Source organism: Pseudomonas sp. KBS0707 (genome assembly GCF_005937945.2).
Classification (GTDB): Bacteria; Pseudomonadota; Gammaproteobacteria; order Pseudomonadales; family Pseudomonadaceae; genus Aquipseudomonas; species Aquipseudomonas amygdali.
The window spans coordinates 2,550,684-2,572,104 of sequence record NZ_CP041754.1 but is presented as its reverse complement, the minus strand read 5'-3'; the positions used below and the strand labels follow the sequence as shown (position 1 = coordinate 2,572,104).

General features: G+C 55.9%; 17 protein-coding genes and 4 pseudogenes. 10 read left to right on the top strand and 11 right to left on the bottom strand.

The genetic code is table 11. From position 1 onward, the window contains the following. Positions 1-22: 22 nt before the first annotated feature. The 4 genes and pseudogenes from FFH21_RS12165 to FFH21_RS30550 all read right to left on the bottom strand — a co-directional run. Positions 23-469, bottom strand: a pseudogene (locus FFH21_RS12165) (transposase); the annotation flags it as partial. 36 nt (positions 470-505) lie between these two features. Next, positions 506-955: an SMI1/KNR4 family protein gene (locus FFH21_RS12160; RefSeq protein WP_041924529.1), complete on the bottom strand. Its 450-nt coding sequence runs from the start codon at positions 953-955 to the stop codon at positions 506-508. A gap of 243 nt (positions 956-1,198) precedes the next feature. Further along, on the bottom strand, positions 1,199-1,576 hold the full coding sequence (locus tag FFH21_RS30555) for a hypothetical protein (RefSeq protein WP_230383694.1): 378 nt from the start codon (positions 1,574-1,576) through the stop codon (positions 1,199-1,201). A 41-nt stretch (positions 1,577-1,617) separates the two neighbouring features. Continuing rightward, positions 1,618-1,917: a hypothetical protein gene (locus FFH21_RS30550; protein WP_230383693.1), complete on the bottom strand. Its 300-nt coding sequence runs from the start codon at positions 1,915-1,917 to the stop codon at positions 1,618-1,620. Positions 1,918-2,224: 307 nt separating this feature from the next. On the opposite strand from FFH21_RS30550, the pseudogene FFH21_RS12145 reads away from it, so the two are divergent. After that, positions 2,225-2,511, top strand: a pseudogene (locus FFH21_RS12145) (transposase); the annotation flags it as partial. A 102-nt stretch (positions 2,512-2,613) separates the two neighbouring features. Continuing rightward, positions 2,614-2,985: pseudogene (locus tag FFH21_RS12140) on the top strand (IS5/IS1182 family transposase); the annotation flags it as partial. Positions 2,986-3,403: 418 nt separating this feature from the next. Here the strand turns inward: FFH21_RS12140 and FFH21_RS12135 are convergent. From FFH21_RS12135 to FFH21_RS12110, 5 genes are all read right to left on the bottom strand, one after another. Then, the gene (locus tag FFH21_RS12135; RefSeq protein ID WP_004667566.1) at positions 3,404-4,003 is read right to left on the bottom strand and encodes a suppressor of fused domain protein; all 600 of its coding nucleotides are present in this window, start codon (positions 4,001-4,003) and stop codon (positions 3,404-3,406) included. Then, the gene (locus FFH21_RS12130; protein WP_011168476.1) at positions 4,004-5,143 is read right to left on the bottom strand and encodes a GH-E family nuclease; all 1,140 of its coding nucleotides are present in this window, start codon (positions 5,141-5,143) and stop codon (positions 4,004-4,006) included. Further along, positions 5,140-5,742: a DcrB-related protein gene (locus FFH21_RS12125; protein ID WP_011168475.1), complete on the bottom strand. Its 603-nt coding sequence runs from the start codon at positions 5,740-5,742 to the stop codon at positions 5,140-5,142. The genes FFH21_RS12130 and FFH21_RS12125 overlap by 4 nt, the downstream gene beginning before the upstream one ends. Before the next feature lie 104 nt (positions 5,743-5,846). Continuing rightward, entirely contained in the window at positions 5,847-6,806 is a 960-nt protein-coding gene (locus tag FFH21_RS12115; protein ID WP_371217798.1) for a hypothetical protein, read from the bottom strand. A 13-nt stretch (positions 6,807-6,819) separates the two neighbouring features. Then, positions 6,820-8,379 carry a sugar ABC transporter ATP-binding protein gene (locus FFH21_RS12110; RefSeq protein ID WP_038819847.1) on the bottom strand — a complete coding sequence of 520 codons (1,560 nt, stop codon included), beginning with the start codon at positions 8,377-8,379 and terminating at the stop codon, positions 6,820-6,822. A gap of 349 nt (positions 8,380-8,728) precedes the next feature. Between FFH21_RS12110 and ehuB the strand changes: the two genes are divergently transcribed. Genes ehuB through FFH21_RS12090 form a run of 4 tightly spaced genes read left to right on the top strand, consistent with a single transcriptional unit; the run spans position 8,729 to position 11,780 of the window. Next, complete coding sequence (gene ehuB, locus FFH21_RS12105; RefSeq protein ID WP_011168472.1) at positions 8,729-9,601, top strand: ectoine/hydroxyectoine ABC transporter substrate-binding protein EhuB; 873 nt, start codon at positions 8,729-8,731, stop codon at positions 9,599-9,601. 57 nt (positions 9,602-9,658) lie between these two features. After that, positions 9,659-10,336 (top strand): ectoine/hydroxyectoine ABC transporter permease subunit EhuC, encoded by a 678-nt coding sequence (ehuC, locus tag FFH21_RS12100; protein WP_004667560.1) that lies wholly within the window; start codon positions 9,659-9,661, stop codon positions 10,334-10,336. 3 nt (positions 10,337-10,339) lie between these two features. Then, positions 10,340-10,990 carry an ectoine/hydroxyectoine ABC transporter permease subunit EhuD gene (gene ehuD / locus FFH21_RS12095; protein WP_011168471.1) on the top strand — a complete coding sequence of 217 codons (651 nt, stop codon included), beginning with the start codon at positions 10,340-10,342 and terminating at the stop codon, positions 10,988-10,990. Then, positions 10,983-11,780: an amino acid ABC transporter ATP-binding protein gene (locus FFH21_RS12090; RefSeq protein WP_011168470.1), complete on the top strand. Its 798-nt coding sequence runs from the start codon at positions 10,983-10,985 to the stop codon at positions 11,778-11,780. Before ehuD ends, FFH21_RS12090 begins: the two co-directional genes overlap by 8 nt. Positions 11,781-11,847: 67 nt before the next feature. Here the strand turns inward: FFH21_RS12090 and FFH21_RS31035 are convergent, their stop codons facing one another. Both FFH21_RS31035 and FFH21_RS31030 read right to left on the bottom strand, forming a co-directional pair. Continuing rightward, positions 11,848-12,552: a methyl-accepting chemotaxis protein gene (locus FFH21_RS31035; RefSeq protein WP_371217796.1), complete on the bottom strand. Its 705-nt coding sequence runs from the start codon at positions 12,550-12,552 to the stop codon at positions 11,848-11,850. A gap of 201 nt (positions 12,553-12,753) precedes the next feature. After that, a pseudogene (locus FFH21_RS31030) lies at positions 12,754-13,776 on the bottom strand (methyl-accepting chemotaxis protein); the annotation flags it as partial. A 315-nt stretch (positions 13,777-14,091) separates the two neighbouring features. Between FFH21_RS31030 and mexE the strand changes: the two are divergent. The 4 genes from mexE to FFH21_RS12060 all read left to right on the top strand — a co-directional run bounded on the left by mexE (position 14,092) and on the right by FFH21_RS12060 (position 21,172). Next, positions 14,092-15,333 (top strand): multidrug efflux RND transporter periplasmic adaptor subunit MexE, encoded by a 1,242-nt coding sequence (gene mexE, locus FFH21_RS12075; protein ID WP_011168468.1) that lies wholly within the window; start codon positions 14,092-14,094, stop codon positions 15,331-15,333. A gap of 12 nt (positions 15,334-15,345) precedes the next feature. Continuing rightward, entirely contained in the window at positions 15,346-18,537 is a 3,192-nt protein-coding gene (locus FFH21_RS12070) for an efflux RND transporter permease subunit (RefSeq protein WP_011168467.1), read from the top strand. Beyond that, positions 18,537-19,934, top strand: a complete 1,398-nt coding sequence (locus FFH21_RS12065) for an efflux transporter outer membrane subunit (RefSeq protein ID WP_011168466.1) — start codon at positions 18,537-18,539, stop codon at positions 19,932-19,934. Before FFH21_RS12070 ends, FFH21_RS12065 begins: the two co-directional genes overlap by 1 nt. Positions 19,935-20,077: 143 nt before the next feature. Next, a complete protein-coding gene (locus FFH21_RS12060; protein WP_019741181.1) occupies positions 20,078-21,172 on the top strand; it encodes a tetratricopeptide repeat protein in 1,095 nt (364 codons plus the stop codon). Positions 21,173-21,421 lie beyond the last annotated feature (249 nt).

Genomic DNA, 21,421 nt, shown 5'->3' with positions numbered 1-21,421 from the left:
ACGGTCGGCGCGCTTAGAAGTATCATCGTGGATTACCCGACGTCGCCAGTGGTGGCCGTTCTAATGCGTGGCGCCGCCACGCATAGGGCTCTTGGCCGTTGGCTTTAGCCGTCTCGACCAAGCTGTAAAGTTGAGCACTGGCCGTCGCGCCTTTGCCGCCTGTCGCTAAACAACCAGTTCTCTCTTCCGATCACGAAGGGTCTGATCACACGCTCAGCGGATTTGTTGTCGATCGGCAAATAGCCTTCCTCGCCCTACCGTTCCAACTTCTTCCGGTTACTCGCCAGATAGCCGATGGCCTTGCCCAAGGTGTTCTGAGCCGCAACGTGTGGCTGCGTCTTTTCCATCCAGCTTTTTAACTTAGCCAGCACTCGCAGACTCAGTTCATGACGGCCGGTTTTCGGTCATCGTCACATGTACCCTTCAGATCACGCTCTGCACCATAGAGTTTGTTGATCAGGTTTAGCGCTGAGGCGACCTCGACACCGGCCATTAAGCATCATTGCTAATAATCTCCTGACTCTTCACGGCCCAATAAATAGGAGAAAAAGCTTGCATAGCTCTCCCAAGAGTCGGGCGGCGTACCGAATTTTTTTGTGTTTATATTTTCAGCATCAATCGAGTCACACCATATCACGGCGGGGATGTTTGAAACATCTAACACTATAATACTTTCAGGCGGTTCGGCCAGAACGATATACTCAGAAGCCAGGCTTATTGATTTTTTAAGGCGCAGCGTTTCGTCAACTATATTTAACGAATTTGCTTCATTTGAAATTGCATGATGACTGATACCTCCGAGAAGGCCACCATTGTAAAACAAAGCGATTTCTTTAAAGTCGAGAGGAAGCTCAATAACCAGCTTTCTCTCTATGGACTTTAGTGCTTCTTTCGAGCCACTATCAAGATCATAATACGCCTTGTATTTTTCTTTCAAGTCTTCTATGTTAGGCATATTCCTTATCCTTCATTATTTGCACGCCAGAGATGCCTCGCCAAACGCAATCCTCATTTTTTGCTAGGTAGGGTTTGTGGCGCGGATACAATGGATTTTGCGGAGGGGTCGAAATCGTATCAGCGCCAATACTGCCCGATCAATACGCTCCTTGATTACGGATGCATCACCGCCGTAGCACAAGTTCATCAGATCAGATCAGAGCGGTCGCGTATACTGGCCCTTGCCGCCCATAATTTAAAATCAGGAACAGCAAAAATCATTAACCAGAAGTATTAAATCGGCTTTAGATATTTCTTCCTCATCCTCCCTATTGCGTATTAACAAATATTTATCATGCTCAGGGGAAAGTATTTCAATTACTGCACCCATCCAATTTGCAACCTCAATAAAACCGTTACTGATCCCATTAAGATTATTGATTTCATTGAAAAGCGCGTTTAATCGAAAAAAAACTCCACCCTCAACTACCCCGGCACCCGTTTTAGGATTGTCAAAGTACACACGAATTTTCGGATGTTTATCTCTCTCCCAGTCGAGTGTAGGATTGTAATGCAGACGCAGCTCTCTAAACTCTTCAGGACTTTCATTCCCTGAAAACTCACACCTGAAGATTGGCAAGCATAAGAATAAACACCTACGATCAATACTGTCAGTATCTTTTAAATACCCATGATATTCAGACGGAACTGCGATACCATGAGTAAAACCGTTAAAATCTTTTTAAGTTTGTAAATGGTAGGTTTATCTAAAGCCAAGCCAGAAGGTGCAGAATCAATAGTTTCAATAGCAAACGAGTCATTTTTTAAATTTTCAGAAACGACAAGCAAATCTTGAACGCTCGACGACTGCAACCAATAATTGTATGTATATGTCCGCATTTTATCCTGAAAGAAAAATACATCAGAGCGAACCCTGTTTACATCAACAAACTCTTCAAGCAAATCATCTTCCGTAATCACGACATATCCCCCACTAGTTATAATCCGGCCCTACATCCTGCCTGTACCTAACACCGCTCGCGGACATTACACCGCCTTGCCTACTGCTCTCAACTTTTAGCTTTAAACTAAGCTCTTTGGTATTATTATAAAAGTCGTTCCTCGCCGCCCTAGTCGAATTGTAACCTTGCTCATTCCAATGCTCAACAACTGGTTTGACATTCAAGTTGTCAAACGATACGCAGTTTGAGGAGAAATTCTGGGATGTGATCGGGCTTTATCTGGCTCCATCGGACAAGGCTTGCGTTAGCAACAGCATCAAGAGTGACTGGCGTTTCTCAAGAAGATCAATAAAGAAACGCCCAAGCACCTCCAGCTCCATCTGATCGCCGATAACTACGCCACCCACAAGCATGCCGCAGTGCAAGCTTGGCTGACGAATCATCCACGTTTTCATATTCATTTCACACCAACCTCAGCTCCTGGATGGAAATGGTTGAGCGCTTCTTTCGAGACATCACCGTGTACTTGCGCGACGGCAGCTTTGCCTCCGTGGCCGAGTTGGAACGCTCCATCACAACGTTCATGGCGTTACGCAATGCTCAGCCGACCCAGTAAGTTTGGAACGCTAAGAGGGTGTAGACAAAATAAATTAAACTTTCACTCCCTTGTCTGAATAGCCCTCAAGCCATGCCTAAAACCGGACGTCCTCGCTCGATTGCCAAACTGCTGCACGGCGAGGAAAACGTAGTCTGCGCCGACGCAGGTTACACCGGGGTCGAGAAGCGCGAAGAACACGCTGGGCGCAAGGTCATTTGGCAGATTGCCGCCCGCCACAGCACTTACAAAAAGCACGGAAAACGCAGTATTTTGTACAAGGCGATCCGCAAAATCGAGAAGGCCAAGGCCCAGGTTCGCGCCAAGGTCGAGCATCCGTTTCGGGTCATCAAACGCCAGTTTGGCTATGAAAAAGTGCGCTTTCGGGGCTTGGCCAAGAACACCGCGCAGATGGTGACGTTGTTCGCCCTGTCAAACCTGTGGATGGCCCGTCGACATTTGTTGGCGAGCGCAGGAGAGGTGCGCGTGTAATGCAGGAAATGGTTACCGCAAAAGGCTTTGCAGCGGCCGAAAGAGCTAAAAAGCGAAGATAATTGAGCAAATTTCGACATGCATCGTTTTTTGAAAAGTGCTGAGGACTCGGTAGCCGGAAAACATCCGGCTACTTCAGACCTTCCCTAAGGGAGAGGAGATTCTGAGCAAAATTCAACGTTCGAATGAGGCAGCTTGAAGCTGCGCAAGAAAAATAAGTTATTTCGAAAACAGCACACTAGTAGAAGACTCTCGCGCGGCGACTGCCGCGCGGACTGATAGTTGCTTATATTACAAATGCTCAATTCGACTTTTCCTCCAATTTTCAGGAGGATATCTTAGGCACTTATCTCTTCAGCCCCATCACTACAGTCAAGAAGTAAGAGTGGAGTATTTCAAATATTTTTCAGGCCGCATTCTAGCAAGGTAAACTGATATGCTCACGCTCCATATCGAAAATATCAGTCTCTTGTATGGAAAGTAGATCCTCAAACGCATCACTGCCATTTTTATCTATAAATTCTTTTTCAACTTCATAAATGGAAAAACATTGTAACCAGTTAATTTTAACCCTATCGAAAATCAACTCTTCAAAATGGCCATCGTTCCATAAGAAAGGTATGGAGAAATATAAGTGCGGCATCTTGGTTTTTGGAAAGTATTGATTAACAACGTTTTCCAATACTGCACCCGGAACAACAGGCTTTCTTCGTTGCTCGATGAAGAAAGCTGCTGATGCTATCACATTCTCCCAAGCTTCAAAAATTGTTGGAACAGCAGAGCAAAGCTCGATGCGGGTTATAAATTCTGTACCATCTTCATCTACTAGTGGTATTTCCGATAGTCCGATAGTGCCTATTGATTTGATACCTGGCTCTATAGTATCGAACGTAGTGACAATAGACATCGACCTAACCCTAGAGTCATCGTAGTACGCATGAACAGTTGGCGTACCGCCAAAAAATTTGAGGATATGCTTTGCTACTGTTTTTAGCTGAGGGCTGGGAGGCTTTTTCATTTAGTATCCATAGTAATCATCAGTTTCGAGCTCGCCTTTATGACTTCTGTTGGAAGACGGCAGCTCGGGCCGGTAATGCTCTACTTTATTATACTCGTCTAGAAATTCCTTTCTACTGATACCTCTGGCTTCTGCGCTACGTACGTGTTTCCAGTGCTCGAAACAGGGCTTGTGTCCCATATCCCAAGGTTCATCGAATTTCATAGGTTTTTCAAGCAGTGGATCTCTGACTATGCCGTCAGGACTTTCCTTTTCGGCATTTTCCCATACTGTCTTGCGTACATTTTTTCTGAATTTTCCACGGCTGTAATTTGTACTCGACGGTACGGAAACTTTCTCATTTGATGATGAGGAAAGTTTCTCATTTGCAGTCCTGGGTTTTACTTTAATATTACCTAAGCTCGAACCCAAGCCGTGAACCTTAACCTCATAACGAACATCAAACCACTTCCCGCCTTTAGCACCTAAGCGGCCGCCCAGCAAGGCACCACCGAAGGCCATAAGCTTCTGCCTATCCGACCCTTCACCGAACAGTTTCCCGCCAGCCCAGTTGCCAATTGTCCCGCCAGCGATACCACCTACAAATCCTGCAATCACAACAGCTGGGCTTGCCAGCACAAAAGCACTTGCGAGGCCAATGAGTAATATACCTCGCTCAAGCAGTACCGGCACTTCAGGACTTATAGGGTCAGTGGTCTCCGTTTCACCGCCAATAAAGACATTATTCGATCCAGCACTAATCTTTGCATCACATTCAGTGCGGTCGTTTACGCGAGCTGCTGGATAACCATTGATGTAAACAGTGCTGCTACCTTGTGCTAAAACTTTTGGGCCGGGCCCATGATCATCGCAGCTCGCCTTATCAACATGCGCTCTTGCTGCCGCCTTGCCATTGATATTCACGTTACTGGAGCCACTTATAATTTGGCCAGTTTGGTGGCTACAGAACGACATGCTTCCTACCAGTTGTCCTATGCCTGCCCCAGTTGCTGCTGCCGCGCCGACTATCGCAACGGCAGCCAATCCGCCTGTGCCGACTATCAACGCTGCTCCAATAGCGCCGATAGCAAACCCTGCAAGTAATCCTGTCAGCGACCCAGTGTGCTCAATTGGATCGTTTAGGCGTGCGGCGGCGCTCATACTTGCTCCATCGCCTCACGTGTCAAGGGACTATAACGTAGCTGCAATGTCTCGATCACGGAATAGAATGTGGTCCTTTCTTCCGGGGTCATCCCGCTCGGATGATTGCTGGTCGCCGTAATTTGCATCAACAGCGGATGTCCTTGCTCATCTTTATGAAGGAAAATCAATTGCAGCTGGTGTACGGGGAGTCCTTGTTGCCGCCATTTGAATTCAACACGCCGTGCCTCTACACCGGCAACTTCAGCTGGACACAGTGCTTCGACCCACTCTAGATGAGATAATGCTTTTTTTAGATCCTCTAATAGCATCTGAGACATAGTCTCTAGATCAGAGTCAGCCTCAACGGGAGTTCGTCCGATTACAACAGATAAAGGGCTAGGTCCGATATCGGTCAGCGTGAAGACATGAAAGGTCTTATCCTTGAAGCCTTGGGGGCGAATAAAACTCAGCTCATTGGTATGAAAGCGTTCAGGTACTGGAACGGCATCAAGGGCTTCTTGCGCCAAACGCTCTGCTTCCAGACGTTTTTCCTCACGAATGCGGTTTTCTGAAAGGCGATCGTAAAAACTAGTACGTCCATCTGTTCGTTGGCGCATGCGGCTACTCCTGTCGGTCGCTTACTTGTTTAAGTTGATTTTGGTAGTGCCGTCTATATTTACTGTGATGCCGGACAGCGTAATCGTCCCATCAGCGTTCATGACTAGATGGATGTGGCCGACTTTATTTTTACTTCACCCTTGTCGACTGTCACAAAATACGAGCCTTCCTGGACGGCGATGCTTGTCTCCAGCTTGATAGTTTCGGAGTGCATGCCCTCCACTTTAATGCTCCGATTACCTCCGACGGTGTGGCTCTCATCTATCTCGATATCGGTGTCCAGATTGCGCTCGGCGTGCAGGCTTACCTGCTCTGCGCCAGCCTTGTCCTCAAACCGAAAGAAATTAGCGTTGGAGCCGTGGCCTTTGGCCATCAGCTTGTATTTTTCCACCGGGGCCCCGGCCAGACGCGCCGCGCGTTCGTTGCCACCGATGGCGTAGAACACCCGGCCAAAGCGGGTCAGTTCCAGAAACCCCCAGACCAGCAGCGCCATGACGGCCATGATCAGCACCGGAACCGGCACGGTATCCCACAGCCTGGCGCGGCCCAGCGCGAGAAATCCGGCGCTGAAACTGCCGCTGGCTTCATCGCCATCAGGCAAGGTCATGCCTACCGCAATTGAACGTCCGCCGGTGGGAATCAGCTGCACGCCGATGATCAGGAACATGCTGCCCAGCGTGGCCAGAATGTCCGGTATGCCCATACGCACGATCAAAAAGCCATTGAACAGGCCCACCAGCGCACCACAAGCCAGGCTGATGAAAATGGCCGGCAGCGGCCCCCAATCGAGCACCACCATCACGTAGCTGGCGCACATCACACTCATGGCGGCCACCGCACCGATCGAAAGATCAAGCCCGCCGACCGACATGCTCAGCGTCACCCCCAGTGCCAGCAGCGCCACGATGGATACCGACTGAAGGATGATGAACAGATTGCCAACCCGCAGAAACGCTGGCTCGACGATGGAAAACAGCAGCAGGACCAGCGCCAGCACCAACAGCAAGCCGTAATGGACGATGAAGCGCAGAATGGCGTCGCCACGAGGCGGTTTCCGGGCTATGAAAGGAAAGGAATCAGACAAGCGTGGCTCCTTGAGGCAGTAAAGGCCGGGCGGCAGGCTGCGGCGTAACGCCCGCCAGTTGCGCAAGCAGTTCGTCGCGTTGCAGGCCGGCGCGCGGGTATTCGGCGACCACACAGCCGTCGCGGACCACCAGAATGCGATCGGCTATTTCCAGTGCCTCGTCGGGGTCGGTGCAAATCACCAGCGTCGCGCGCTGTGAGGCACTGGCGCGGATGCGTGTACCGATTTCGCGGCGGGCGCGGATATCCACGCCCTGGAAGGGTTCGTCGAGAATCATTAGACGGCCGTTGCCTAACAGCCAGCGCGCCAGCACGACCTTCTGCTGATTGCCACCGGAAAGGGTTTCCATCGGCACATCGACGCCAGCGCACTTGATCCCCAGGGACTGCACCTGGTCCTGCACCGCCTCGCGCTCCTTGCCCTGGCGGATGAACCCGCCCCGACTGAAACGCGGCAGAAATGGCAGCGTCAGGGTTCTGGCCAGCGAAAAGCCTGGCACCAGCGAACCTCGCGCGCGGTCGTCACTGGCTATGAATACCCCACCGGCAATGGCCTGACGCGGTGATTGCGGTGCCCACGGCTGCCCGTCCAGCTCCAGGCTTCCAGCCAGTGGTTTGCGCAAGCCATAGAACAGTTCGGCAATCTCGCTTTTGCCCGCACCCAGTAGACCGATCATGGCCACCACTTCACCTTCGTGCAGGCTGAGGTCAAAGCGTTCACTGTGCGCATCGAGCCGGCAGCCCCGCACCTTCAGGACTTCACGACCACTTTCGCTACGCTGATGCGCCACCGCTGCCAGCTCGCTGCCGAGCATGGCCCGCACCGCAGCGGCAAGGTCCAGCGGCGCAGCAAACTCGCCGCTGACGCGTCCGTCACGCAGCACAATGGCCCGATCAGCAATGCGCTGAAGGTCGGACAAACGATGAGAAATGTACAGAATGCACACGCCTTGGGCGCGCAATGTATCGATCAATTCAAACAGGCGCTGCGCCTCGGTAGTCGATAACGATGCGGTCGGTTCATCCAGCACCAGCAGCCTTGGCTGCAACGCCAGCGCGCGCGCCAACACCACCAATTGCTGTTGCGCAGTCCCCAGGCTTTCGATCGGCGCATCGAGCGGCAGGCTCAGTTGCAGCGGTGCGGCGATCTGCGCAGCCCGCTGGTGCAGGCGCTGGCGTTGACTCCAGAATGGTGCGTCCTGCTGGCACAATTCGTCGAGCAGCAGGTTCTCGGCCACGCTGAACCCCGGCACCAGCGCTTGCTCAACGTGTTGATGCACGGCGACGATACCGGCCTGACGCGCCTCCAGCGGTGAGGCAAAACGTGTCGCCCTGCCCCCGACCAGCAACTCGCCAGTATCATGGCGATGGCTACCGGCAAGGATTTTCACCAACGTGGATTTACCTGCGCCATTGGCACCGAGCAAGGCCACCACCTCACCCGGAAAAAGACTCAGATCGATGTCTTGCAATACACGGCTTGAAGCAAACGACTTATTCAGGCCGCTAACGCTGACCCACGCTTCTTCACGAACAATTGGTGGTGCTTTCATGGGCATCTCGACACAAGAAAAAACAGACAGAAACAGGGTCAATTCACGCCGAAGTGATGCGAGATATACCCCACTGTAAGCACGGTGCTACAGAGCCTAATGGACTAATCAGCAAGTTATAAATAACCAATAAGCATATAAATAGATGGATTCGCCTGGTGCGTTTTTCAGGGCTGACAACGCACCGAATAACATATATGCATATTCGTTATTGATATTTAGATTTATTTTTTAATAGCTATAAGGTGCTGCCTTATGCAAAACGTGCAGTGCGTTAGAACGGACCGCATGCGCAGGTTTACTGCCGCTACATTCGCTTACCCTCTTTCTATTCTTTCGAGCACTTTTAATGAAAGGCATCAACCCCCTGTCGTTCCCAGCCCTGATGGGTTCAGCGCTGTTGCTGAATGCCGTTATTTCGTTTCCCGCCCTGGCCGGACTGCTGGAAAAAGGCCGCACTGACGGCTTGACCGGCGGCATCGCCAACGAACAGCCCTATGCTTACATCGGCACCGATGGCAAAGCGACCGGGGCCAACGTCGAGATACTGCGTGCAATCCTCGAACCGCTGGGCATCAAGCAGATCGAGACGCCTATCACTGACTTCGGTTCGCTGGTGCCGGGTCTGGCAGCAGGTCGTTTCGACTTGATCGGTGCAGGCCTGTTCATCAATCCGAATCGCTGCAAGGTCATCGCGTTCTCCAACCCGGTGACGCGATCCGGCGGTGCGTTCATTGTCAAAACCGGCAACCCGCTGAACCTGCACAGCCTCAAGGACGTCGCCAGCAACGCCAAGGTGCGCCTGGCCACTCAACCTGGCAGCAATCAGGTTCAGGAAGCCAAAGACAGCGGTATCGCCAACGGCAACGTGGTGTTGTTCGACAAGGACACCGAGGCATTGGCCGCCTTGCAGGCGGGTCGCGTGGACGTGGTGTATTTCCCGGATGCCGAAGTCATCAGTCTGATCAAGAAAGCCAACAGTCCGGACATCGAGCGCGCCTTGCCTTTCGAGCAGATTCCGGACGCCAGTGGCAAACCGGGCTGGAATTACCACGCCTACGGCCTGCCAAAAAACGATCCGGCCTTCGAACAGGCTTTCAACGAACAACTGGCCAAACTCCGGGCGTCGGGCGAGCTGCTGAAAATCCTGCAGAAGTACGGCTACACCGAAAACGAACTGGCTGACCCGGCCATCACCGCAGCCCAACGCTGCAACCCATGATCTGCCCCGCCCCGCAAGGGCGCGCAGTAAACGGCCCTGACCCACACGAGTACGGCCATGCCTGTTGATGCTGCAACACTGCAAACCGCAGGTTTCATTGCCAGACAACTGGCCCACGGTGCCTGGATCACCCTGCAGATCACTGTGCTTGCTGAACTGCTGGTGCTGGTGCTCTCGTTTGTAATCGCCCTGATGCGCCTGTCGCCATTCAGGGCGTTACGCTGGTTCGCCACGGTATATGTCGAAGTGCTGCGTGGCATCTCGGCATTGGTGTTGCTGTTTTATCTGTTCTTCATCCTTCCGCTGTTCGGCATTCGCCTGTCACCCATGACCACGGGTGTGCTGGGGCTGGGGCTGACGTTTTCGGCGTATGGCGCGGAAATCATTCGCTCGGCACTGATCAACGTCAGCCAGGGTCAACGTGACGCTGTGCGTGCGCTGGATTTCGGGCCGATAAGCGCGTTTCGGCGAATAATTCTGCCGCAGGCCCTGCCGTTCATGATCCCGCCGATGGGCAACCAATTGGTCGAGCTGCTGAAAACCACCTCACTGGTTTCCCTCATTACCCTCACCGACCTGACCTTTACCGGCAGTCAATTGATCACCACGCTGGGCCAGCAAACGCTGATCTGGAGCATCGTGCTGGTCTGCTACTTCGTGATGGCCTGGCCGTTGAGCTGGCTGGTCAAGCGTTATGAGCAGCACGCCACCGCGTGGCGCACGGCCAGGGGATGAACGATGGAGTTTGATATCGCATTCGCCTGGTCGATTCTGCCGGAGCTGTTTCAGGGCTTGCTGGTGACCGTGCAGGTCGTGGTGCTGGGGTTCCTGCTCGCGGTTTTGCTCGGTCTGATCCTGGCCCTGACACTGCGCTCGCAGATAACCATCGTGCATCGCCTGAGCAAAGGCTACCTGAGCTTTTTCCGTAATACGCCTTTGGTGGTCCAGTTGTATGTGCTGTTCTTCGCGCTGCCGCTGGCGGGCATCACCTTCCCGGCCATAACCACCGGTGTGATAGGTCTTGGTTGCTATTACGCGGCCTACATTGCCGAAGCGTATCGCGGTGCCATCGATGACATCCCTGCCGGGCAATGGGAAGCCGCACGCGCGCTGGACTTCAGCCGTGGCGACACCTGGCGGCGCATTATCCTGCCGCAGGCGTTGAAACCCATGCTGCCGGTGCTCGGCAATTACCTGATCGGCATGTTCAAGGAAACGCCGCTTCTGGCGGTGATTACCATCCCTGAACTGTTTCAGGCTGCCAAGCAGATCGCCGGCATGACCTATCGATACAACGAACCGTACACAGTGATGGCGCTGATGTTTCTGGCGATCAGTGTGCCGACCTCGTTGCTGTTCAAATACCTGGAAAGGCGCAGCCATGTCTGATCTCGCACACACCGCAATCCCACCCGTCACCACTGCGCAGATACAGCTGAAACACGTGGTCAAGGACTTCGGCCGCAACCGGATCATCGACCATCTGGACCTGAGCATTCCTCAAGGTCAGAAAGTCGCCTTGATCGGCCCCAGTGGCTCGGGTAAATCAACGGTATTGCGCCTCATCAAGGGGCTGGAAAACTATCAGCAAGGCAGCATAGAAGTCGCAGGCGAAACAGTGCCCGCGCGCAAATCCCGATGGCACTGGCCCGGCGCGCGCAAGGCTCCGGTCGAACATCGGGTTGGCATGGTGTTCCAGCAGTTCAACCTGTTCCCACACCTCACTGTTCAGGAAAATGTCACCGAAGCGCCGTTACGGGTACTCAGACTGCCTCGCGAAGAGGCCCTTGGGCGCGCGCATCAATACCTTGGGCTGGTCGGGCTCGCTCACAAGGCCGATGCCTACCCGAGCCAGCTTTCCGGTGGTCAGCAACAACGTGTAGCGATTGCCAGAGCGCTGGCCATGCGCCCGCAGGTCATGTTGTTCGATGAAGTCACCTCGGCGCTCGACCCGGAGCTGGTCGGCGAGGTGCTGTCAGTGATTCGCTCGATTGCCCACGAATTTCAGATGACCATGTTACTGGTGACCCACGAGATGAAATTCGCTCAGGACATCGCTGACCGAGTGCTGTTCATGGAGGGAGGCCGCATCGTGGCAGACGGCACCCCGGGCGAAATTCTGCTGAATCCGCAAAACGAGCGAACCCGAAGGTTTTTGCAGTTGGTGGAGCAGCGCTGATTGCCAGCGCTGCTCTTTTTGCAGGGTGAGACTTTTGGGCCTCGCGACTTTTTGAAAGTGGCGGCAATCAGATCCGGAAGCGCGCAACCATGTCCTGCAGGTTGCTGCCCAGGCGCGCCAGTTCCACGGTAGACGCCGCGCTCTGCTCAGTGGCCGTGGCCGACTGATCGGCGATGTCCCGTACGCTGATGACACTGCGATTGATTTCGTCGGTGACGGCGCTCTGCTCTTCAGCGGCAGCAGAAATCTGTTGGCTCATCTGTTCGATGGTCCCAATCGAATGAGTGATTTCAAGCAGCGATTCTTCGGCCTGCCGCGCCAGCGCAACTGTGCCTTCGGTACGTTGACGGCTGGCATTCATCAGCTCCGATGCCGCGCCGGTGCCATCCTGCAAGGACTTTATCAGCGCCTCGATTTCAGTCGTGGATGACTGTGTACGCTGAGCCAGCGAGCGCACCTCATCGGCCACCACGGCAAAGCCGCGCCCCTGCTCACCCGCACGTGCGGCTTCGATCGCCGCGTTGAGGGCCAGCAGGTTGGTTTGTTCTGCGACCGCCTTGATCACATCGATTACACCGCCAATCTTGTCACTGTCCTGAATCAGGCGCTGCATGGCCTCGCCCAGTTGCCCCACTTCACCGGCAAGCTGGCTGATTTCACGCGTGGCGTGTTGCACCACGCTGCTGCCATGAGCAGCACGATCACTGGCCTGTCTGGCGGCCTGCGATGCATCTTCAGTGTTCTGCGCCACTTCCTGAACGGTAGACGCCATCTGATTCATGGCGGTCGCTACCTGATCGACTTCCAGTTTCTGCTGAGTGACGCCCGCGCTGGTCTGCTCGCTGACGGCTGAAAGCTCCTCGGCCGCCGTGGCGATCTGTGTCACACCATTACTGATACCGCCAATCAGGGTGCGCAACGATACGGTCATCTGGTGCATGGTGTTTTGCAGCAGGCCCAGCTCATCCTGGCGAGTGGTGCTGAGGTCATTGGTCAGATCGCCGTCGGCAATTCGACGCGCAGCGATCACCGTGGAATCGAGCGGACGAGTAATCTGACGGGTAATCAGGATCGCCGCGAAGATGCCCAGCAGCAATACGATCACCGCCACCGTGAGCAACTGGGTGACCGCGCTGTCTTTTTCTTTATTGGCACTGACCACCTGGCCCGCCATCAGCTTTTCGGTACTGGTGACGATGTCCATTGACTGCTGGCGAAGGCTGTAGCGAATCTGATCGCTCTGTTGCATCAGTTGCGAGATGGAGACCATCAACGATTTGTACTGTTGCAGTGCCCTGAGCGCTTCGTCCACTGCCGGGCCGGCCTTGTTCGGCAATTGGTTGCGCGCACTGCTCACCTGAGCGATCAGTGAGTCGGCGGCATCGAAGGTGATCTGCCTGTTTTCAGCGGTCGGGATACTGATATAACGGCGAAACACCAGGCGAAAACTGGTCATGCCATTGCGCAGGTCGCCGGCAATCTTTACCTGGTCGATACCGCTTTGATCCAGCGAGCGGGAAACGTCGTCGAAGGTCTTTTGCAGGAGTGTCTCGAAGCTTCCGCTTACCTGCTCGGAAATGGTGATCAACGGCTGCATGGCCTGGTCAATTTGCCGATTATTATCGACCAACTGATTGAACGTTTGTCTCAAGCCACCCACCTGATCGCGAATACCTCTGAGAATATCGGCATTGGCCGGAACAGTCAGAAGCTTCAGGCCGTCCTCGATGGTCTTGCCCAGGTTGTCCAGAGCGACCGTGTAGCCCTGCGAATTGCTCGCGTCAGGCTTGGCAGTATAGGCCTGCGCAGCGATCCTGAGGCTTAGCGCATCAGCCTTTACTTCAGAAACTTTGGCTGCCTTGCCCAGCCGCTCGATCAGCAGGTTGGTGCTGAGGTAGCCGATCGCGGTGACCGTCAGCACACCCAGTAGTATCAGACCGAAGCCTATACTCAGCTTTTTGCTGACCTTCAAATTGTCCAGCCATGTCGACTTCATCAAACTTTTCCTCGGGATTTATCGTAATAACCAAGGATCGACTGTTCGCTGGACAACTTGATAGCGGCGGCGATTGCAAAGATTGATCGAAGAGATAGCAATATGACATGAGCTTTTTGGCTCGCCATAAGGGGAGCATTCTCAGCCCCGAATGCCTGGCCACCATCCACCTTGCGGGTCATCCGGAGGCAGGTTTTCGAAGACCTATGGGTACTCATCATTGCCAGTGATAGTAACCTTCGGTTTATTCGATTCGTTAATAACACCCTGTGCGCAACAGAATCCGCCCATTCTTTACTATCGGCGGAACTTCCCATGCACCAGACACTCAGCCATCTGCGCTACCCCCTCACCGCCCTCGCCCTTATCGTTATCAGTGCTTGCGGCCGCGCGCCGGAAGCCACCAGTGCGCCTGGCGCAGCCAAGGTCAGCGTGGCCAAGGTGCTGGAGCAGCCGATCAACGAATGGGATGAATTCACGGGTCGTCTTGAAGCACCGGAAACCGTCGAGGTTCGCCCAAGGATGTCTGGTCAGATCGATCAGGTAGCGTTCACCGACGGTTCGCTGGTCAAAAAAGGCGATCTGCTGTTCCAGATTGACCCGCGCCCGTTCCAGTCCGAAGTTCGTCGTCTTGAGGCACAGCTGCAGCAGGCCCGTGCCGTTGCACTGCGCAGCGACAATGAAGCACAGCGCGGCGAGCGTCTGCGTACCAACAACGCGATTTCCGCCGAGCTGGCCGACTCGCGCACCACCTCGGCGCAGGAAGCCAAGGCCGGTGTCGCGGCCATTCAGGCGCAGCTGGATCTGGCTCGACTGAACCTCAGTTTTACCCGTGTTACTGCACCGATTACAGGTCGTGTCAGTCGCGCAGAAATCACCGCCGGCAACATTGTGACCGCAGATGTCACCGCGCTGACCAGCGTGGTCTCCACCGACAAGGTCTACGCCTACTTCGACGCAGACGAACGCGTGTTCCTCAAGTACACCGAGCTGGCCCGCAAAGGCCAGCGCGGCCAAACCACTCCGGTGTACCTGGGCCTGTCCAACGAAACCGGTAACCCGCACCTGGGCCAGATGAACTTTGTCGACAACCAGGTCAACCCCAGGACCGGCACCATTCGCGGTCGTGCGGTGTTCGATAACGCCGACGGTGATTTCACCCCCGGCCTGTATGCCCGTCTGAAACTGGTGGGCAGCGGCACTTACTCGGCGGTGCTGATCAATGACGAGGCGGTGGGCACTGATCTGGGCAAGAAGTTTGTGCTGGTGATGGACAAGGACAACAAACCTGCCTATCGGGCTGTCGAGCTGGGCCCGAAAATCGAAGGTCTGCGCATTGTGCGCAACGGTCTGGGCAAGGACGACACCATCGTCGTCAAAGGCTTGCAACGCGTGCGTCCCGGCCAGCCTGTGGACCCTGAAGTGACACCGATGGCCAGCGCCGACACCCTCGCAGCATTGCTCAAACAACGCCAGGCCCTCGAAGCCAGCAACCTGCCACAAGTGGCGCCCAAAGCGGCCGTCAAAATCGCCAGCGCCACTGCGCCGCGCGGCTAAGGGACTTGTCCGATGAACTTCTCCAAATTCTTTATTTCCCGGCCGATCTTTGCCGCAGTGCTGTCGCTGCTGATCCTGATCGCCGGTGCTATCTCACTGTTCCAGTTGCCAATCAGTGAATACCCGGAAGTAGTGCCGCCCACGGTAGTCGTGCGCGCCAACTTTCCCGGCGCCAACCCCAAGGTGATCGGCGAAACCGTAGCCGCGCCTCTGGAACAGGCCATCACCGGTGTGGAAGGCATGCTCTATATGTCGTCCCAGGCCACTGCCGACGGCAAGCTGACCCTGACCATCACCTTTGCGCTGGGCACTGAACTGGACAACGCGCAGGTGCAGGTACAGAACCGTGTGACGCGTACCGAGCCCAAGCTTCCGGAAGAAGTGACGCGCATCGGCATTACCGTGGACAAGGCCTCCCCCGACCTGACCATGGTTGTGCACCTGACCTCGCCGGACCAGCGCTACGACATGCTGTACCTGTCCAACTACGCTGTGCTCAACATCAAGGATGAGCTCGCGCGACTGGGCGGTGTCGGTGACGTGCAACTGTTTGGTATGGGCGACTATTCGCTGCGGGTCTGGCTGGACCCGAACAAGACGGCCTCACGCAACCTGACCGCCACCGATGTGGTCAATGCGATTCGCGAACAGAATCGTCAGGTAGCCGCTGGCCAGCTGGGCTCCCCGCCCTCGCCGAATGCCACCAGTTTTCAGATGTCGATCAACACCCAGGGCCGTCTGGTCACCGAGGAGGAGTTCGAAAACGTTGTGGTTCGTGCAGGCGCTGATGGCGAAATCACTCGTTTGAAGGACGTTGCACGCATCGAGCTGGGCTCCAGCCAGTATGCGCTGCGCTCGCTGCTGAACAACCAGCCCGCCGTGGCCATCCCTATTTTCCAGCGGCCCGGCTCCAACGCCATCGACATCTCCAACGATGTACGGGCCAGAATGGCCGAGCTGAAAAAGAGCTTCCCGGAAGGCATGGACTACAGCATCGTCTATGACCCGACGATCTTCGTGCGCGGCTCCATCGAAGCGGTGATTCACACCCTGTTTGAAGCACTGATCCTGGTCGTGCTGGTGGTGATACTGTTCCTGCAGACCTGGCGCGCTTCGATCATTCCGCTGGTGGCCGTTCCGGTCTCGCTGATCGGCACCTTTGCGGTCATGCACATGTTCGGTTTCTCGCTGAACGCGCTGTCCTTGTTCGGTTTGGTACTGGCGATCGGTATCGTGGTCGACGATGCCATCGTGGTGGTGGAGAACGTCGAACGAAACATCGAGCTGGGGCTTGAACCGGTCCAGGCCACGCACAAGGCCATGGCCGAAGTGACCGGGCCTATCATCGCCACTGCACTGGTGCTATGTGCGGTGTTCGTACCGGCAGCGTTCATTTCCGGCCTGACCGGGCAGTTCTACAAGCAGTTCGCACTGACCATCGCCATCTCGACAGTGATTTCGGCCTTCAACTCGCTGACCCTGTCGCCTGCGCTGGCCGCGGTACTGCTCAAAGGCCACGATGCGCCCAAGGATCGTTTCTCGCGTTTCCTCGACAGAATCCTTGGCGGCTGGCTGTTCCGCCCGTTCAACCGTTTCTTCGAAAAAGCCAGCCATGGCTACGTCGGCACCGTCGCCCGGGTTATTCGCAGCAGTGGTATCGCACTGTTGGTGTATGCAGGCCTGATGGTCCTGACCTGGCTGGGTTTCGCCAGCACGCCGACCGGTTTTGTACCCAGCCAGGACAAGCAATACCTGGTGGCCTTTGCCCAGCTGCCTGACGCTGCCAGCCTCGACCGTACCGAAGACGTCATCAAGCGCATGTCCGAGCTGGCACTTAAACAGCCGGGCGTGGAAAACGCGATTGCCTTCCCCGGCCTGTCGATCAACGGCTTTACCAACAGCCCGAACAACGGTGTGGTATTCGTCGCCCTCAAACCGTTTGAGGAGCGCAAGGACCCCAGTCTGTCAGCCAACGCCATTGCCGGCGCCCTGAACGGCCAGTTCGCGTCGATCCAGGAAGCGTACATGGCGATCTTCCCGCCACCTCCGGTACAGGGGCTGGGCACCATCGGCGGTTTCCGCCTGCAGATAGAGGACCGTGGCAACCTGGGTTACGACGAGTTGTACAAGGAAACCCAGAACATCATTGCCAAGAGCCGCAGCGTGCCGGAACTGGCCGGGTTGTTCACCAGCTATACCGTGAACGTGCCGCAGGTGGATGCCGCCATCGACCGCGAGAAGGCCAAGACGCATGGCGTTGCGGTCAGCGACATCTTTGACACCCTACAGGTTTATCTGGGCTCGCTGTATGCCAACGACTTCAACCGTTTTGGCCGCACGTATCAGGTCAATGTCCAGGCAGAGCAGCAGTTCCGTCAGGATGCCGACCAGATCGGTCAGCTCAAGGTGCGCAACAATCTGGGAGAAATGATCCCGCTGGCAACCTTCGTCAAAGTCAGTGACACCGCAGGTCCCGACCGCGTAATGCACTACAACGGCTTCATCACGGCAGAAATCAACGGTGCTGCCGGTCCGGGCTTCAGCTCTGGTCAGGCTCAAGCGGCGGTCGAGAAACTGCTGCGTGAAGAGCTGCCCAACGGCATGGTTTACGAGTGGACTGACCTTACGTACCAACAGATTCTTTCAGGCAACACGGCGCTGTTCGTCTTCCCGCTGTGTGTTCTGCTGGCATTTTTGGTACTGGCGGCTCAGTACGAAAGCTGGAGCCTGCCGCTGGCGGTGATCCTGATCGTACCAATGACCCTGCTTTCGGCGATTGCCGGGGTGATGATTGCCGGTAGCGATAACAACATCTTCACCCAGATCGGGCTGATCGTACTGGTGGGCCTGGCGTGCAAGAACGCGATTCTGATCGTCGAGTTCGCCAAGGACAAACAGGCCGAGGGAATGAGCCCGCTGGATGCAGTGCTGGAGGCATGCCGACTGCGCCTGCGTCCGATTCTGATGACGTCCTTCGCGTTCATCATGGGCGTAGTACCACTGGTGCTTTCCAGCGGTGCAGGTGCGGAAATGCGCCATGCCATGGGGGTCGCCGTGTTCTCCGGGATGCTGGGGGTCACGTTCTTCGGCCTGCTGCTGACGCCGGTGTTCTACGTGCTTATCCGTAATTACGTCGAACGCCAGGAGGCCCGCAAGGCCGCCAAGGCACAAAGACTGCAAAACCTGCCTGCGGAGATGCATTGATGAGCGCGTTTAAACTTTTCTTCCCGAGCCTGCTGGTCATGGCGCTGGCGGCCTGCGCCGTCGGCCCGGACTACAAGGCACCGGTTACGGTGCCAGCCCAACTGGCGTCCGCAGCCCAGGGCAACTATGACCGCAGCAAAGTGGACACCGTCTGGTGGCAGCAGTTTGAGGACCCTACCCTCAACAAACTGGTAGCCAGGTCGCTGGACGGCAACCGCGATCTGCGTGTTGCCTTTGCCCGCCTGAAAGCCGCACGGGCGATTCGCGATGACGTTGCCAACGACGCCATGCCGGTGATCACCAGCCGGGCCAGCAGTGACCTGGGCAAGGGTCAGCAACCTGGTGTTACTGAGCGGCGCGTCAATAGCGAGCGGTATGACCTTGGGCTGGACATGGCCTGGGAGGTCGACCTGTTCGGACGTATTCAGCGCCAACTGGAAGCCAGCGATGCCGATCAGGAAGCCGCCGAAGCCAACCTGTATCAGCTTCAGGTGACTCTGATTGCCGAGGTGGTCGACGCCTACGGGCAGCTACGCGGCGCACAGCTGCGTGAAGCCATTGCCCGCGACAACCTGAAAAACCAGCAGAGCTCTCAGGACGTGACCACCCAGTTGCGTGATGCCGGCGTGGGCAATGAACTGGACGTGGTGCGTGCCGAGGCACGACTGGCAGCCGTTGAAGCGACCGTGCCGCAGTTGCAGGCCGAACAGGTTCGCCAACGCAATCGTATCGCCACGTTGCTGGGCGAGCGCCCGGGAAACCTCAGCGTCGACCTGAGCCCGAGCAAACTGCCTGCTATCGCCAAGGCTCTGCCGATTGGCGATCCGACACAGGTGCTGCGCAATCGGCCCGACATCCGCGCCGCCGAACGCCAACTGGCCGCCTCGACCGCACGCATCGGCGTGGCGACCGCCGACCTGTTTCCGCGGGTCAGTCTGAGCGGCTTTCTGGGCTTTACCGCTGGCCGTGGGTCGCAGATCGGTTCGTCAGCGGCCAAAGCCTGGTCACTCGGCCCCAGCATCACCTGGGCGGCTTTCGATCTGGGCAGCGTCCGGGCGCAGATTCGCAGCGCCGATGCCGATGCCGAGGGCGCGCTGGCCAACTATGAGCAGCAGGTATTACTCGCCCTGGAGGAGTCGGAGAACGCTTTCAGCGATTACGACAAACGCCAGCAACGGCTGGTTTCGCTGATGCGCCAAAGCGATGCGAGTCGTTCCGCAGCCAGGCTGGCGTCAGTGCAGTACCGCGAAGGCACAGCGGACTTCCTGGTCCTGCTGGATGCCGAGCGCGAGCGTCTGGCGGCCGAAGACTCTCAGGCACAGGCAGAAATCGAGCTGTACCGCGGCATCGTGGCCATTTACAAGGCACTGGGTGGCGGCTGGCAACCTCAGGCCTGATACGCCAACAGGCCGTAAACCCGCCCCGCGCCCATTCAGGACGCGGGGCTTTTTTTGTCCGTAAGCCGACGGCATCATGATTGCCGTTTGACAGCTGCCACCCACTCCCCGAAGCTGCAACCCGTCAAGCATTGGAAATCGATATGCCCAGACTTTCTACCAAGGGGTTATCGCCTCAACCCACTACTCGACATCGCTGGCTGATCGGCGCAGCGGCTGCGGCAATGCTGGCGCTATCACTGGCTTTCTGGTGGTGGCGCTTGCCTGTTCAGACAGCTCCCGCCAGGTTGAGCCACACCTACGCTCAGGCACTGGAACAGGCACACGATGGCAAGCCCGGCGCTGCACGCGTGCTGTACCAACAACTGGCACGAACCGACCTGTCTGACGAGCAGCGCATCAACCTGCTCGCCGAATTGAGCGACTACCCCAGCCCTCAGGCCCTCAAATTGCTCGATGCCGCGCTGGGTGACCGATCCGCACAGGTGCGTGAAGCGGCTATCGATGTCAGCGTCAGACTGGTCTCCAACAGCCAGCGCAGCCTGCTGCTGGGCCCATTACTGGACGACGACGAACAATCCGTCAGATTCCGCGCCACCAGTGCCCTGCTCGGCCTGTCACCTGATGAGCTGGGCCTGTACTTTGCCGTGCTGCAGCAAAGTGCCGAGGCGTTTCAGGAGTCGCTAAAGAGCCAGCTGCAAAACGCACAAAATCAGTTGCAACTGGCCAGACTGTACCTGCAGACCGGCGACCTGGAGCCGGCAGTCGCCGCGCTGCAGAGGGCCACAGCACTGGACCCGGGCAATATCGAAGCGGCGCTGGCGCACATCGAGCTGCTGGACCGCAAGGGCCAGGCCGAGCAGGCACGCAGCCTTTTTGCACAGTTGCTGGAACATAATCCTGGTTCATCCATGCTTCAGCACGCGCTGGGCATGTGGCTGCTTAACCACGGGCAGGCAGAGTTTGCTGTGCTCAGCCTGGCAAAGGCTACAGAGCTGGCGCCTGATAACACCGACTACCGCTATGACCTGGCGGTTGCCCTGCATTCGTTGCACGAGCTTGAGGCGGCGCAGAGGCAGTTGACGCAGATTGTTCAGAGCCAGCCTGCGAACCGAAAGGCCAGAGTGCTACTGATTCAATACTGGAAAGAAAATGGTCAGTTGCAAAACGTGCAGATTCTGCTGGCAGAGCTCGAGCAGCAGAACCCCGACGACCCGGTGCTGCAACAGGGACTGTAGGGTCAGAAAGGCAAAAAAAGGCAGGCCAAGGGCCATCTTTTATGCCGCTACACGCCCTTTCATCCGCTGCCTTCAGACACTTCTGCTCTTTCCGCATCGGCCAGCCTTCATGTCTGTCAGATGTTTCTCCTTTTAAGCCGTCAAGTGTCGCATGGCTCGTTTTCCATCTGCGACTAATGTCGGAAATAACTTACACAACAGCTCGCCTGATAACGCCGGTTTCATCGCGTATATCCAACACCCTCCACC

Bases quoted from the DNA above. Each gene is read 5' to 3' on its own strand.
- FFH21_RS12110 (WP_038819847.1), bottom strand. From the start codon at position 8,379: ATGAAAGCACCACCAATTGTTCGTGAAGAAGCGTGGGTCAGCGTTAGC.
- FFH21_RS12070 (WP_011168467.1), top strand. From the start codon at position 15,346: ATGAACTTCTCCAAATTCTTTATTTCCCGGCCGATCTTTGCCGCAGTG.
- FFH21_RS12060 (WP_019741181.1), top strand. From the start codon at position 20,078: ATGCCCAGACTTTCTACCAAGGGGTTATCGCCTCAACCCACTACTCGA.
- FFH21_RS12125 (WP_011168475.1), bottom strand. From the start codon at position 5,742: ATGCGCCAACGAACAGATGGACGTACTAGTTTTTACGATCGCCTTTCA.
- FFH21_RS12065 (WP_011168466.1), top strand. From the start codon at position 18,537: ATGAGCGCGTTTAAACTTTTCTTCCCGAGCCTGCTGGTCATGGCGCTG.
- FFH21_RS12130 (WP_011168476.1), bottom strand. From the start codon at position 5,143: ATGAGCGCCGCCGCACGCCTAAACGATCCAATTGAGCACACTGGGTCG.
- FFH21_RS12090 (WP_011168470.1), top strand. From the start codon at position 10,983: ATGTCTGATCTCGCACACACCGCAATCCCACCCGTCACCACTGCGCAG.
- FFH21_RS31035 (WP_371217796.1), bottom strand. From the start codon at position 12,552: ATGGCGTCTACCGTTCAGGAAGTGGCGCAGAACACTGAAGATGCATCG.
- FFH21_RS12135 (WP_004667566.1), bottom strand. From the start codon at position 4,003: ATGAAAAAGCCTCCCAGCCCTCAGCTAAAAACAGTAGCAAAGCATATC.
- FFH21_RS12160 (WP_041924529.1), bottom strand. From the start codon at position 955: ATGCCTAACATAGAAGACTTGAAAGAAAAATACAAGGCGTATTATGAT.
- mexE (WP_011168468.1), top strand. From the start codon at position 14,092: ATGCACCAGACACTCAGCCATCTGCGCTACCCCCTCACCGCCCTCGCC.
- ehuB (WP_011168472.1), top strand. From the start codon at position 8,729: ATGAAAGGCATCAACCCCCTGTCGTTCCCAGCCCTGATGGGTTCAGCG.
- ehuC (WP_004667560.1), top strand. From the start codon at position 9,659: ATGCCTGTTGATGCTGCAACACTGCAAACCGCAGGTTTCATTGCCAGA.
- ehuD (WP_011168471.1), top strand. From the start codon at position 10,340: ATGGAGTTTGATATCGCATTCGCCTGGTCGATTCTGCCGGAGCTGTTT.